This window comes from Mesorhizobium sp. Primo-A (genome assembly GCF_003997175.1).
Classification (GTDB): Bacteria; Pseudomonadota; Alphaproteobacteria; order Rhizobiales; family Rhizobiaceae; genus Mesorhizobium; species Mesorhizobium ciceri.
The window spans coordinates 96,177-109,312 of the sequence record NZ_RZTG01000002.1 but is presented as its reverse complement, the minus strand read 5'-3'; the positions used below and the strand labels follow the sequence as shown (position 1 = coordinate 109,312).

The 13,136-nt window shown below is 62.7% G+C and carries 12 protein-coding genes; 2 read left to right on the top strand and 10 right to left on the bottom strand.

The genetic code is table 11. The features are described from left to right. Window positions 1–35 precede the first annotated feature (35 nt). The 4 genes from EOC83_RS03315 to EOC83_RS03300 are packed head-to-tail and all read right to left on the bottom strand — an operon-like array spanning window position 36 to window position 4,152. Window positions 36–1,004 carry a glycosyltransferase family 2 protein gene (locus EOC83_RS03315; RefSeq protein ID WP_063169888.1) on the bottom strand — a complete coding sequence of 323 codons (969 nt, stop codon included), beginning with the start codon at window positions 1,002–1,004 and terminating at the stop codon, window positions 36–38. Next, window positions 994–1,944 (bottom strand): glycosyltransferase family 2 protein, encoded by a 951-nt coding sequence (locus tag EOC83_RS03310; protein ID WP_063169887.1) that lies wholly within the window; start codon window positions 1,942–1,944, stop codon window positions 994–996. Before EOC83_RS03310 ends, EOC83_RS03315 begins: the two co-directional genes overlap by 11 nt. Further along, a complete protein-coding gene (locus EOC83_RS03305; RefSeq protein WP_063169886.1) occupies window positions 1,944–2,939 on the bottom strand; it encodes a glycosyltransferase family 2 protein in 996 nt (331 codons plus the stop codon). The genes EOC83_RS03310 and EOC83_RS03305 overlap by 1 nt, the downstream gene beginning before the upstream one ends. Window positions 2,940–2,979: 40 nt before the next feature. Beyond that, window positions 2,980–4,152: a glycosyltransferase gene (locus EOC83_RS03300; protein ID WP_063169885.1), complete on the bottom strand. Its 1,173-nt coding sequence runs from the start codon at window positions 4,150–4,152 to the stop codon at window positions 2,980–2,982. Between the two features lie 185 nt (window positions 4,153–4,337). Between EOC83_RS03300 and EOC83_RS03295 the strand changes: the two genes are divergently transcribed. Both EOC83_RS03295 and EOC83_RS03290 read left to right on the top strand, forming a co-directional pair. Beyond that, a complete protein-coding gene (locus EOC83_RS03295) occupies window positions 4,338–5,834 on the top strand; it encodes a lipopolysaccharide biosynthesis protein (RefSeq protein ID WP_063169884.1) in 1,497 nt (498 codons plus the stop codon). Between the two features lie 52 nt (window positions 5,835–5,886). Further along, window positions 5,887–6,909, top strand: a complete 1,023-nt coding sequence (locus EOC83_RS03290) for a phosphoribosyltransferase family protein (RefSeq protein WP_013528105.1) — start codon at window positions 5,887–5,889, stop codon at window positions 6,907–6,909. An 18-nt stretch (window positions 6,910–6,927) separates the two neighbouring features. Here EOC83_RS03290 and EOC83_RS03285 read toward each other — a convergent pair whose 3' ends face one another. The 6 genes from EOC83_RS03285 to EOC83_RS03260 all read right to left on the bottom strand — a co-directional run bounded on the left by EOC83_RS03285 (window position 6,928) and on the right by EOC83_RS03260 (window position 12,883). After that, a complete protein-coding gene (locus EOC83_RS03285) occupies window positions 6,928–8,007 on the bottom strand; it encodes a glycosyltransferase (RefSeq protein WP_024501831.1) in 1,080 nt (359 codons plus the stop codon). A gap of 74 nt (window positions 8,008–8,081) precedes the next feature. Beyond that, window positions 8,082–8,531: a hypothetical protein gene (locus EOC83_RS03280; RefSeq protein WP_013528107.1), complete on the bottom strand. Its 450-nt coding sequence runs from the start codon at window positions 8,529–8,531 to the stop codon at window positions 8,082–8,084. Between the two features lie 13 nt (window positions 8,532–8,544). Continuing rightward, window positions 8,545–9,987, bottom strand: a complete 1,443-nt coding sequence (locus EOC83_RS03275) for a GMC family oxidoreductase (protein WP_063169883.1) — start codon at window positions 9,985–9,987, stop codon at window positions 8,545–8,547. A gap of 92 nt (window positions 9,988–10,079) precedes the next feature. After that, window positions 10,080–11,411 carry a UDP-glucose/GDP-mannose dehydrogenase family protein gene (locus EOC83_RS03270; RefSeq protein ID WP_013528109.1) on the bottom strand — a complete coding sequence of 444 codons (1,332 nt, stop codon included), beginning with the start codon at window positions 11,409–11,411 and terminating at the stop codon, window positions 10,080–10,082. 67 nt (window positions 11,412–11,478) lie between these two features. Beyond that, window positions 11,479–12,333, bottom strand: a complete 855-nt coding sequence (locus tag EOC83_RS03265) for a family 16 glycosylhydrolase (RefSeq protein ID WP_024501832.1) — start codon at window positions 12,331–12,333, stop codon at window positions 11,479–11,481. A 154-nt stretch (window positions 12,334–12,487) separates the two neighbouring features. Then, on the bottom strand, window positions 12,488–12,883 hold the full coding sequence (locus EOC83_RS03260) for a hypothetical protein (protein WP_024501833.1): 396 nt from the start codon (window positions 12,881–12,883) through the stop codon (window positions 12,488–12,490). Between the last annotated feature and the right edge of the window lie 253 nt (window positions 12,884–13,136).

Below are 13,136 nucleotides of genomic sequence, written 5' to 3'. Positions count from 1 at the left end.
CAGGCCACGAAAATTCCCTCCATGTGCCTGCATCTTCACCTCCCCGCCCCGACGGCAAATTGTGCCGCCATTCTTCGCAACCGCACGGCGATCGGCATGCCCATATGCCTGACCGCCGCCGGGTCGCTGAGCGCAGTCCGGATCGCCTTGAGCGGGGACCGCGCCTTGATGTGCTGTACCAGTGACAGAAACGATGCCGCCTTGCGCAGGCTGCGGCCACGCCGCGCGAACGCGGCTTGCGCGGCCTCATCCATCCGATGGGTTTGAGCGAACACGGCATCCGCCCTGCGCATGGCTTCGACGTGGTGAAGCTCGAGCACGCGCGAAATGGAGACGCTGCGAATATGGTAGGCATAGCCGATATCGGGCTCGACGACGCATTTTCCGCCGTTGGCCAGGGCGGCGGCAAAGAGGATGTAGTCTTCGCCGATCCTCAGCTTCTCGTCATAGCGAAGCCGGTTTTCGTTCAGGAACTCGCGCTGGAAGATCGGCTTGAGGTAGCCGAGGTTGAACTTGGATTCGAAGACGATGTTGCCGGCGATGTAGGTGGCCAGCGAAATCTCGCGCAAGCCTTCCAGATATTGCCGCGGAAACATCGCGTCCTCGATAACGCCGTCCTCGCGAACGACCTGCAGATTGTCGACGGCGATCTGGGCATCCGCGCTTTCGGCACGCGCGATCATCTTGGCGAGCCGGCCGGGAAAGACCGCGTCGTCGGAATCGAGAACCGCGATCCATCTGCCGCGGGCGGCATCGAGGCCGGCATTCCTGGCGCCGCCCGGGCCGCGATTGCTTGGCAGGGCGATGACACGGACGATATCCCCGGGATAGGCCCGCGCAACATCGAGCGTCGCATCGCGCGACTTGTCGTCGACGACGATGATTTCGACGCTGACACCCTTCTGGGCGATGGCGCTGGCGATCGCCCGATCAAGGGTCGTCTCGGCATTGTAGGCGGCAATAACGAAGGAAACATCGGGGATAGAGCTGACGTCAGGCTGCACGCTTGCCTCCCTCCTGTGGCGAAGGCTGGCCATAGAGGCGGATTTCGCGGATGCCGACGAGGCCGCTGACGACACCAACATGCATAATGCCGCGCAGCACGCTGCGGTTCCTGCGTACCGGACTGACGACGACCGGAAGTGCCGAGGCGAAGCAATAGATGGCCTTTGCCGAGGCCAGGCCGACCTGCTTGGCCAGACCGATTCCGCTGGCGCTGCTGCCCAGGAGATGGCCATGCGTCTGGCCGACGCGGAAGCGGCGGCGGCCGAGCCAATCGAATGCCGCCCTGGAGCGCGGCACCACCTCGTCGACCCATGCCTCGGGCGAGAAGGCGATGCGGCCGCCTGCCTTGTGCATCTGGTCGAAGAATTCGGTGTCCTCGCCGCCGGTCTGGCCACGCGCCAGGCTGAAGCGGCGGCCGCGCAGGCTGTCCGAGCCCATCCGCAGCAGAACGTTGCAGGTGTAGCCGGTCTGGATCTCGCCGCGCACCCAGACGGGCAAGGTCGAATGGAAATCGCCGCGCCGCATCCAGTCCGGCGCGTCCGGGCGATAGCGCGCCCTGACCGGGCCGAGCACGGCGGCGGCACCGCTTTGCTGCGCCATCGCGGCCAGTTCGGCAAGCCATGGCGTCGTGGCCGTCTCGTCGTCGTCGATGAAGGCGACGAAATCCGCGGTGCTCGCATCGAGGCAGGCGTTGCGGGCGATCGAGATGTTGCGCGCCGGGGCGTGCTGATAGTGGATCGGCACCGTCAATTCCCGCGACAGCGCCGCCACCAGGTCACGGGCCGATGGGGTGTCGTCATTGTCGGCGACGACGATGCGGACATCGAATCCCACCGGCATCTCCATGGCGTCGAGCGAGCGCAGCGTGTCGGCCAGTTCCGGCCGGCGGAACGTGCAGACGCCGATGTCGATGCTGCGGTTCTTTGCCGACACCGCCATCAGGCCACTCCTCGTCGCGAGCCGAGGCCGAGAAGCTGCAGCCAGAAGCCGACCGACCAGCCAAGATGCATGACCATGGCCGAGACACCGGCCAGCGCAACGTCGGCCTTGCGCTGGCGGATAGCCGTCACCAGCCCGTAGCCCAGGCACACCGACGCCCACAGCAGCAGCGGCACCGCCGCCAGCCAGTGCACGAAAGAGAAGGCCGCCAGCAGCACCACCGGGAACACCAGCAGCGGCACCATCTGCCTCACCTTCGGGATGACGCGATGCTTCAGCACATTCTTGGCACGCCCGCGACCGTAGCCGAGATACTGGAAATAGAGGCCTGAGAGCGAGCCGCGCGGGTAGTAGACCATCTGCGTCTTGCCGCTCATCCAGATCTTGTAGCCGGCCTTGCGCAGGCGATAATCGAGCTCGGCGTCCTCGTTGTGGCTGAACGTTTCGTCATAGCCGCCGACGGCGCCGAACGCCGATATCCGCATCAGTGCATGATGGCCGTGATCGATCCACTGTCCCTGCGAAAGATGCCTATGCTTCGAGCCGCCGGTGCCGAGCTTGGAGTTCTGCGCCGCGGCCGCTGCTTTCTGCACGGCACCGCTGCCGCTGGTCAGCATCGAAACGACAACCGAATCCGCTGATGTAGCCAGCGCTTCCTCGACCAGCCGGTCGCAATAATCGTCGGGATAACCGCCATGCGCATCGATGCGGATGAGATAGTCGGCACCATCGCCGAAGGTACCGACGGCGAGATTGATCGCCGCGCTCTGGATGCGCCGCTTGTTGTGGAGCAGGATAACCCGCGGGTCCCTGGCAATGACTTCGTCTACGATGGAAAGCGTGCCGTCGGTGCTGCCGCCGTCGACGACGATGATCCGGGCGCCAAGCCTGGCGGCCGCGGGCCGCAATTGATCGAGCAGCGCACCGATATGGGCGGCTTCGTTCAGGCATGGGATAACGATCAGGCTGGATGAGGGTTTTTCCGTCTGCGTCATCAACCTCTGTCCATCTTGCCTCTGTCCATCCCCTGCCATCCTATGCCAATGCCTCGGCGGCAAACGAACCGGGCACGGCGGTCAGGCTGCGCAGCCGCTCGACAAGCGCACGGCAATCGCTGCGATCGTAGCTCCAGGTCCTCGGGTTGCGCGCCAGAACACGCCCCTTCAGCCTGGCGAAGCGATGCTCCTCCATCTTGCCTAGCGCGGCTTCGAGCGCTTCGGGCGACGCCTGCGGCAACAGCACGCCGATATCCTGCTGCTTGAGGAACCGCCCGGTCTCGGTATTGCCCATCGAGATCGGCACCGCGCCGAAACGGCAACCCTCATAGAGCCGGTTGGGCAGAAGCCATTCGGAGTTCTGCCCCGCTTCGAAGAAATCGATCGCCCAGGAAAAATGGACATCGTTGTAGATCGCCGCCATGTCTTCCGGATTGCGGTAGGGCCCGAGAAACGACAGCCATGGCTCGGCCTCGACAAAGCCGTGAAAGTCAGGGAATTCCGACAAAGCCGGACGGCCGCGCAGCACGATCTCGAAGCGGCCCTCCGTGCGGCGGGAGAAATCAGCCAGCAGCTCGAGCGAGCGGCGGCAGCGCAGCGCGCCGAACCAGCCGATCCGCCATGGCGGGCCGACCGGGCTCTCATCGGCCTCGGCAGCGCCGGGCACAATCGTCGCGGCCTCGAAATATTTGTTTTCGACCAGCTCGATGGGTGCCGCGACCTGGCCGAACGGCTTGAAATAATTGGCGATGAAGGCAGGCGAACTGGTCACCAGCAGCTTCACATCCCTGGCCAGAAATCGTTCGGTGGCACGCAGCGCCTTGCCCAGGACATCGTTGCGCAGCACAAGCCGATGAATGTCGAGGCACTCGTATACGATCGGAACCGATGCACCGAAGGCTGACCTGGCGCGGCGGGCAAGCGCCAGCATTTCCAGGTTGCGCGCGACGATGACATCCGGCTTTGGCATTCCGCCCAGCTTCGAGCCTATCGAAACGGCTGCTTTGGCTACGGCCGCGAGGCGTTGGCCGAATCGCCCGTCACGCGTCCCGCCGAGGTCGATCGGGCGCAGTCCCTCGATATCCGCAATCGGATTCGCGGTGCGACGGAATCCGGCCAAGGTGACCTGGGCCCCACCTGCCCTGAGCATCGTGATCCGCCGGCGCACCGCCGGGTCGGAAACGTCGTGCACTAGGTACAAGACATGCAGCATAAAAACTCGACCGCTGTTGGCCCACCCGAGGGAATGCTAGTACAGGTCTTGCTGCATCGCAACATTTTTGGTGCGGCGGTCCACGTTTTCTGTTGCACTGCAAAATTATTGCCGTAGTTTGTGGTCGGCGGCGGTCGTGGATTTTCGGGCTCGAAAATCCACGTAAAAAATCAGGAATCCTGAATTTGGAAGCCAATGCATTCGATCCGCCAGAAGGCTCCTTGCGCAAATCGGTTGGGCGCGGCGCGGTTGTCACGGCCATGGCGCAATCGGTGCGGGTCGCGACACAGATTCTGTCGGTTATCGTGCTGTCGCGGTTGTTGTCGCCACAGGATTTCGGTGTCGTGGCGATGTGCGCGCCGGTGCTTGCCTTTATCGCACTGTTCCAGGATTTCGGCCTGACCCAGGCAACGATCCAGAAATCAGGCATCCGGCATGAGGAGGTGAACTACCTCTTCTGGATCAATGTCGCCGTCAGCGCGATCCTGGCTTGCGTGCTTGCGGGTGCCGCGCCCCTGGTTGCTGCCTTCTACGGCGAGCCGCGCGTGACAGGTCTGGTGGCTGCGTTCGGGCTGCAGATCATGGCCTATGGGCTTGGCGCCCAGCATCTGGCGCTCTTGACGCGCCGTATGCAGTTCGGCCGGCTGGCCGTCATCGACGTCGCCAGCGCCATCGCCGGGCTTGCCGTGTCGATCGCCTGGACCTTCATCGATCGCTCCTATTGGGCCCTGTTTGCCGGCACGCTGACCGGTGCCGTGCTGCCGACGCTCTGCTACTGGGCGAGTTCGCGCTGGCGTCCGGGCCTGCCGCGCAAGGTCGCCGGCATCGGCGAGCTGATCAATTTCGGCGCCGGCATCACCGGCTTCAACTTCGCCAATTTCTTTGCCCGCAACCTCGACAACGTGCTGATCGGCAAATATTGGGGCGAGGCGCAGCTCGGCCTCTATGACCGCGCCTACAAGCTGCTTCTGTTTCCGCTGAGCCAGATCACCAACCCCTTGTCGAAGGTGATGGTTCCAGCACTTTCCAGGCTGAAGGACGAGCCGGATCGCTACCGCAGCGCCTATCTGCGCGTCATGCCGCTGATCCTGCTGGTGGCGCTTCCCGGTGTCGCCTTCGCCACCGCGATGTCGGATGTGCTGATCCCCTTCGTGCTCGGCGAGCAATGGCGCGCAAGCGCCTCGATTTTCCTGGCGCTCGGCTTTGCCGGGCTGCTGCAGCCGCTCAACAATCCGGCGGGGTGGCTTTTCGTCAGCCAGGGCCGCTCCGGCGATTTCATGCGCTGGGGCATCATAACGGCCGTGACGTCGGTGCTGGCTTTCATGCTCGGCCTGCCCTATGGCGCGCTGGGCGTGGCGATCGCCTATGCGATCAGCGAATATCTGCGGACGCCGTTCCTATGGCTCTATGTCGGCAAGAGCGGACCGCTGCAGGCGCATCATGTGCTGCGCGCGGCAACGCCGTTCGTGCTTGGCGCCCATCTGGCGCTGGCCGCGATCTGGTTCGTCAAGCCACTGCTGCCGCAGCAGCATGTCGTCGCCCTGGCCAGCAGCGCCGTGTTCGCCTACCTCATCACAATCATCATCGCACTGGCATTCGCCTCCGGCCGCGAAGCCTTGCGCGAGGCGCTCAAGATGCTGCCGGCAAGGCTGCCTGCGGCAGCGCCGCGCGAAGCGCAATAATTTGGGCGTCTTCGACTGCTACGGACATCTCCTCCAGGACCAGGTCTGAACCATGCACTACCGATCGATCTCCGATATGAACGACGCCATCGTCAGGGGCCTGCACCGGCTGCCGCGCGACATCGACCTGGTCGTCGGTGTGCCGAGAAGCGGCGTTTTGGCAGCGACGCTGGTCAGCCTTGCGGCGAACATTCCGATGACCGATCTCGACAGCTTCCTGGCTGGGCGAATCTACACATCAGGCGTCACCAAGCGCCGGGCCGCTCTCGACCGCAAGGTTTCCGAGATGCGCAAGGTGCTGGTGATCGACGACAGCGTCGCCGGCGGCAACGCCATGCGCGACGCACGCGCCCGCATCCAGGCTGCGGGCATCGAGGCGGACTTCACCTTTGCCGCCGTGTTCGGCCTTGAGCCCCTGCACCAGGAAACCGACCTCGTCTTCGAGGTCGTGCCGCATCCGCGCATGTTCCAGTGGAACTTCATGCATCACAAATTCCTGGCGCAATGCTGCGTCGACATTGACGGCGTGCTGTGCCTCGACCCGACAGAGGCGGAAAACGACGACGGCCCGGCCTATGAGAAATTCCTCAGCGAAGCGCGGCCGCTCCATGTCGCGACCCACAGGATCGGCTGGCTGGTCACCAGCCGGCTGGAGAAATACCGCGCGCTCACCGAGGCATGGCTCGCCAAGCATGAGATCAAATACGACCAGCTGATCATGCTCGATCTGCCGAGCAAGGCGGAACGGCAACGACTCGGCGCGCATGGCAGTTTCAAGGCCGATTTCTACCGCAAGTCCGATGCCATCCTGTTCATCGAGAGCGAGCACGAACAGGCGCTGAAGATCACCGAACTGTCAGGCAAGCCGGTGCTGTGCGTCGAAACGCATATGGTCAGCTTCCCCGACGCGCTGTCGCTGCCGGCACTTGGCCAGGCGGCCCGCAACCTGCCGGCAAGGCTGCGGCAGATCAAGTCGCAAGAGGGCCGCAAGAGCGCCGCCAAGACCATTGCCCGCGCACTGCTTGGCGCCCGCGGCTACGAGACGCTGAAAAGCCGGGTCAAGCGTCCGGCCTGACCTGCTCAGGCGGCGTCGTCAGGCCGCCTGTCGCGCGCGCTGCTGCATGGCCCTGTCCAGTATCGAGAAGAAGGTGATGAACTGGCGATCGGGATCGAGTTCCGGGCGCCCGGCGAAGCTGCGAGCGAGACTGGAAAGCCGGTCATATTCCTGGTTGTCGTTCCACAGCCGCCTGACGGCCGCGACCCAATCGGCCAGCGGAGCATCGTAATCCAGCACCACGCCACCGGAGCCGACAGCCTCGGGCAGACCGCCGCGCCGCGAACCGATAACGGGGATTCCGCTGCAATGGGCCTCCGAAGCGACGCGGCCCCACGCCTCTTCCCACTTGCTGGGAGCAAGCAGGATCTTCGTGCGGCCATAGACCGTCTTCATGTCGCTGGTGCGGCTCTCCAGGACGACATTGCCCAAGGGAGCGATCGTCTGTTCGATCCGCGCCCGGTGATCGTCGTCGAGCTTCCAGCTTTCGACGAACAGGAATGGAATTTCGCGGCAGGCGCCGGCAATCCGCACCGCGAGCTCAAACCCCTTTTCCTCATAAGGGTTGATCAGCGTGACGAACTGGCCCGTCGTCGGCGTCGAGTAATGCGCCGGGTTGATGGTTGGCGGGATCACCGCTGCCTCGATGCCGAATTCTTTTTTGTAGGTTCGCGCGGTGAAATCCGAATTGGCAATGTAAAGCGCCGAATGCAATTCGCGCAGATCGCCGCCCAGTTCATGGAACTCGACATTGCGGAGATAAACGACCAGAGGCACGCCCTCCGCCTGCAGCGCCTTGCCGATCGGAACCGATTTGTGACACTGGACCACGGCGACATCGGGCTTCAGCCTGTCGACGGCATAACCCGCCGCTTCCCAGGGAAACCAGGCCCGCACCACCGGATAGCCGGGATAGCTGTCGACAACCGCCGGCTGCCGCAACAGCTTCATCTTGGCGCGTGCCTTGAAGCCGAAGACACCGTCACCGAACAGGGCGGCGAGCACAGCCGCTTCATGACCGTGCTCGATCAACTGTTCGGCCAGATGATGCGTGCTCGACTGAACGCCGCCACTGAACTCGGGCGGGTAGCCGTTGCCGCCTGCAAAGAGAACTTTCATGATCGGGCTCCTTGTCGCATCTCGTATTCCTTGCTCGGAGACAACAGGCAAAGGCCGCCGCCTCGCTTTCGACGTCAGGCAAGTTTCGGCGGCTCCAGATTGGCGAAGGGATTGGTACAGGATTGCCAGCCGGTAAACCGGATCGGGTCGTTGGGCGAACTGCGCCAGGCGTAGTCCGTCAGCATATGGAATTCGGCGACGACCCAGCGGTCGAAATGCAGCAGATCTTCCCGCTTCCGCCGGGGCAGCAAGCGACGCGCGGCGCCCAGTTTGAGCTCCTCCACCAGGGTGACGGCATCACTCAGTTTTTCGCTTGGGAAATTCCATGGATTCCTGTCGCGGAACGCCAGCACGAACTGCTGCAGATGCTCGATGCGGATGTTCAACTTGCCAAGATATTTTTCCAGCGTGACGCGCACCAGATCCTCGTCCGAGAAGGAGGAAACGGTGGCGTAGGCGACCCCCGTCGAAACCACTCCGCCAGCCAAGACGGCCAGGGCCGAGCGTCTGGAAATCTCGATCATGCGATACCTCCTTTCACGCGATCCGGCTCGCCGCCCGCAAGGACAGCGCTGCCGCGGTCAGGCTCGGGTTGGCGCAGGAGCAGCTCGGATAGGTGCTGGTGCCGACGACGACCAGGTTTCTGAGCTGATGGTGGATCATGCCGCTGTCGACCACAGAATCGGCCGGGCCGGTGCCCATCCTCAGCGTGCCCTGGACGTGCGATTCGGTCGGCCGAATGCCGCGGTCGAAGAGCTTTTCGACCGGCAGCGGCGCCAGAAGGTCAGGCAATTTCTCCAGAGCGCGCGCCATGCCCTTCACCGCGTAGTCCGATGGCGCCTTGAAGCTGACGAAGGCATTGTCATCCGCGTCAAGCGTGACGTAGTTCTCGGGGTCGAGCAGGTTCTCGGTGACCACGACCAACGGCAGCGCCTGGCGTAGCCGCCCCTTTTCGGCACGCATTCCGTGCTGCCAGCGGTTCTCGAAATAGACCAGTGCCGCCGCATGCTCCGATCGGTGAGGACCATCATAGAGGCCGAAATTCAGGCCGGTTGTGATGGTGCTGCCGTCGAAATTGTCGACACCGTCGAGATAGACCTCGAAATTCCAGCCGTAGGATTCATGCAGGCCGCTGCCGACAAATTCGCCGCCCAGGCCGGATCGCAGCATGATCGCCGCACTCTGGATGGCATTGGCGCCGAGAATGAAGAGATCGCCGCTGACCTGGTATTCCTTGCCGTCATGGCTGAACGTGACCGAACGGACAGCACCGCCGACGTGATCGAGCCGGCGCACTTCCGCACCGAGGCAGACCGAGATGTCGGGATGCTCGAAGACGTGCATCAACCCGTTGTTGACGGTGAATTTGGCGTCGACCGGGCACAGCCAGCAACGCAGATTGGCACAGCACGAGCTGCGCTGCGCGGTCGGCACGCGAGCCCGCGCGGTTGGCATGACGAAGTGCTGGTCGGGCTGCGCCGCCTTCATCATCCTGTCCGGTGTCGACATGCGATGCGGCGGTTGCGGAAACGGCTTCGAGCGGGGCAGCATCGCCGCCATGTCGGGGTCGCCGGAGATCGACATGATGTCTTCCGCGTCGCAGTAGAACGGCTCGACGTCGTCATAACTGATCGGCCAGTCATTACCGATGCCGTAGGTGCTTTTCAGCCGGAAATCATTGGGATGAAATCTTGGCGTCTGCGCGAACCAGCAGTTCGTCCCGCCACCCAGTCCGATCGTGTAGTTCCACGGCTTGTCGGAATTGGTCTTGTAGGTCGTCTCGTCTTCGATGTCGGTGTTGACGTTCTGTTCGAGCTGCCATTCATGGGTGTTGTGGCGTCCCCACTCCAGCACCAGAATGCGCGCCTTTCGGCGCCTGGCGAACTCATGCAGGAAGAAGGCCGAACCGAAGCCGGAACCGATCGCGACGAGATCGAAATGATCCTTGGTGATTTGCTCCGGCTTTACGTCCAGCACCATCAGCTACAACTCCACACAGAAATACGCGCTCAACCCCAGCGTCCGCAGGCCGTGTGCGGACCGGTCTTGCATCCGTCTGACAGGGCCCGGTCTCATGCCGCCATTCTGCCGATCGAGTGATATTCGATGCCATGGCGGGCGATGACCTTGGGGTCATAGAGGTTGCGGCCGTCGAAGATGACCGGCGTGGTCAGCGCGTCCTTCACCGCGTCGAAGGACGGCGCGCGAAAGCTCTTCCATTCTGTGGCGATCAGCAGCGCATCGGCGCCGCGCAGCGCCGCCTCCTTGGTGCCGCACAGAAGCAGGTCGTCGCGCAGCCCGTAGATGGCCTGGCATTCCTGCATCGCCTCGGGATCATAGGCCTGCACATTGGCGCCGGCCTTCCAGAGCGCCTCCATCAGGACGCGCGCCGGCGCCTCACGCATGTCGTCGGTGTTGGGCTTGAAGGCCAGACCCCAGAGCGCAAAGGTCCTGCCTTTGAGGTTGCCCTTGAAATAGCGGTCCACCTTGTCGAAGAGAACCGATTTCTGTGCGTTGTTGCGCTCCTCAACGGCGCGCAGCAGCTTGGCGTCGAACTTGACGCCTTCGGCGGTCTTGATCAGCGCCCGCACATCCTTCGGGAAGCACGAGCCGCCATAGCCGAGGCCCGGATAGATGAAATGGTAGCCGATGCGCGGATCGCTGCCGATGCCCTTGCGGACCTCCTCGATGTCGGCGCCGAGTTGTTCGGCCAGATTGGCCATCTCGTTCATGAAGCTGATCTTGGTCGCCAGCATGCAGTTGGCGGCATATTTGGTGAATTCTGCGCTGCGCACGTCCATCACGATCATCTTCTCGTGGTTGCGATTGAACGGCGCGTAGAGTTCGCGCATCACAGCCTCGGTGTCCTCGCTGTCGGTGCCGACGATGATGCGGTCCGGCTTCATGCAGTCGGCAACCGCGGACCCTTCCTTGAGGAATTCCGGATTTGAAGCGACATCGAAAGCCAGGTCCTCGCGGCCTCTTTTCTTCAGCGTGTCGGCGATCCTGGCCTTCACCTTTTCGCAGGTGCCGACCGGCACCGTCGACTTGCCGACGACGATCTTGGGTTTGTCCATTTCGCGGCCGATGGTCTCGGCGACTGCCAGCACATATTTGAGGTCGGCCGAGCCGTCCTCGCCCGGCGGCGTGCCGACCGCGATCATCTGGATCTCGCCGTGCCTGACAGCGGCGGCGGCATCCGTTGTGAACTTGATGCGGCCGGCGGCATGGTTCTCCTTGACGAGGTTTTCCAAACCGGGTTCGAAAATGGGAACCAGGCCCTGGTTGAGCCGCTCGACCTTGGCGGCGTCGATGTCGACGCACACCACCTGGTGCCCGACTTCGGCAAGCACCGCCGCCTGCACGAGGCCGACATAGCCAATTCCAAACACCGTCAAATTCATTCGGTTTCATTCCCATGCAAGGCAGCGGACCGTTTTCGGCCCCGCCGGTTCAAATCGACTTTCCCAACTACTTTACACTGCATGCCAGCGATTCCGGAAATTGACAGGGTTCGCCGAGCGCCGTGAAGGCGACCCGCTCGACCTGCAGGGAAAGCTTGCGGCCCGGATCCGCGAACGCTCCCATCCAGCCCTTCATCGTATCGCTGCCCCAAAAGCTGAAGAATATCTTCTGTGCATGGCTGGGCAGCTTCGCCGGGTCGGTAATCGTGTTCACCAGTTGGCCGTTGACGTACCATCGCAAGCTGTCCTTCTGCCAGACGAAGGCGTAGTCGTTGAAGGCCTTCTCCGTGCCGCCCGGTACGTCGACCAGTTTCTCGTTCTTGCCCTTGCCCGCGATATAGGCGTTGACCTGCACCTTGGAGGTGTCCTTGGTCAGGACCTCGAAGTCGATCTCGTCCCAGGGCTGCTTGTCGCTTGGACCGATATAGGTGAAGAACGCGGCGTTGAGGCCGGAGCCGGTATCGGTCTTCAGCCGTGCCTCATAGGTGCCATAGCCGAAGCGCTGCTTGGTCTGGATCTCGCCGCAGACGTAGTCGCGATCCTTCAGCGTCTGCTTTTCGAAGCCGAGCGACAGCACACCATTCGACAGTTCGACCATATTTTTCGACCAGGTGCAATTCTGATGGCTGCCGTTGTTCCAGCCGTCGGAAACATACCAGCGCGTGCGGTCGAAGCTTTTGAAATCATCGACAAAGGACGGCGATGTCGGAATGTCCTGGGCATGGGAAGGGGTTGCCAGGAAACCGCCAAGAGCAGCCAGCAGCAACGCACCGAGCGACCCCAGCCGCCGGGCGGCTTGTCCGGTCCGATATGCGAGAGGCGGTGCGTCAATTGCCGTCGTAGGTTTCGGATTCCAATTCATACCAAACTCACCTTTGCGCTGTGTGTCCCCAACCCAAAGTCGACGTTCGAACCGCTCCTGCACGGGCCAACCTTGACCTTCCTTGTGACCCTCTCGATTGCTTCTGCTTCCCGCCTTGCATCAAATCTGTTGCAACAGTTCCGAGCCTTCACGTTCAACCTCTGCCGGCGCCTGCCGGCCAGGCGAATTCCGCCGCGGCGGCCGAGGAGGCATCCTCGTCAAAGACCGTATCCAGCGAATGACGGAGCTCTTTCATCATGCCGTCCTGGCGCGACAGCGCCGCGATGCGGCGCTCGCAATTCAGGATCGACTGTGTCAGTGCGCTGACTTCCGAAGACCGCTTGTCGGAAGCAGAGCCGTTTTCCATCGCTTCGACCAGAAAGGCGGCGTTGGTCGACGTCGTCCGGTAGCGATTCTCAAGCCCGGTTCTCTCGGCCTCGATCTCGGCCGCAATCTGCTCGAACAGCTTTGCCAGACGATCAAGACGTGAAACATCGGCCTGACGGTCGCGGGCCGGATCCCTTGATCTGAAACCGAATATCGAGGCCATGAACTCAGGTTCCCGTCATCGCCGGCTTGTGGGCCGGGCTTCTGGCCGATCCCCGCAGCCGGGGCTCAAAAACTCGTGTTGCGTTGTCGTGCTCCTTTTGAGGGAGAGACATCAGACCAATCCGATCGGGGGCCAAGTTCGGCTGGTCGTCCACTATGCTGCACCGCAACATAGACTGCCATCGTCGGAGCCGCGAGGCAACCACCCAATTCGTAAACTCATAAATCCGACCGAAATGGTTTGCGTGATGACA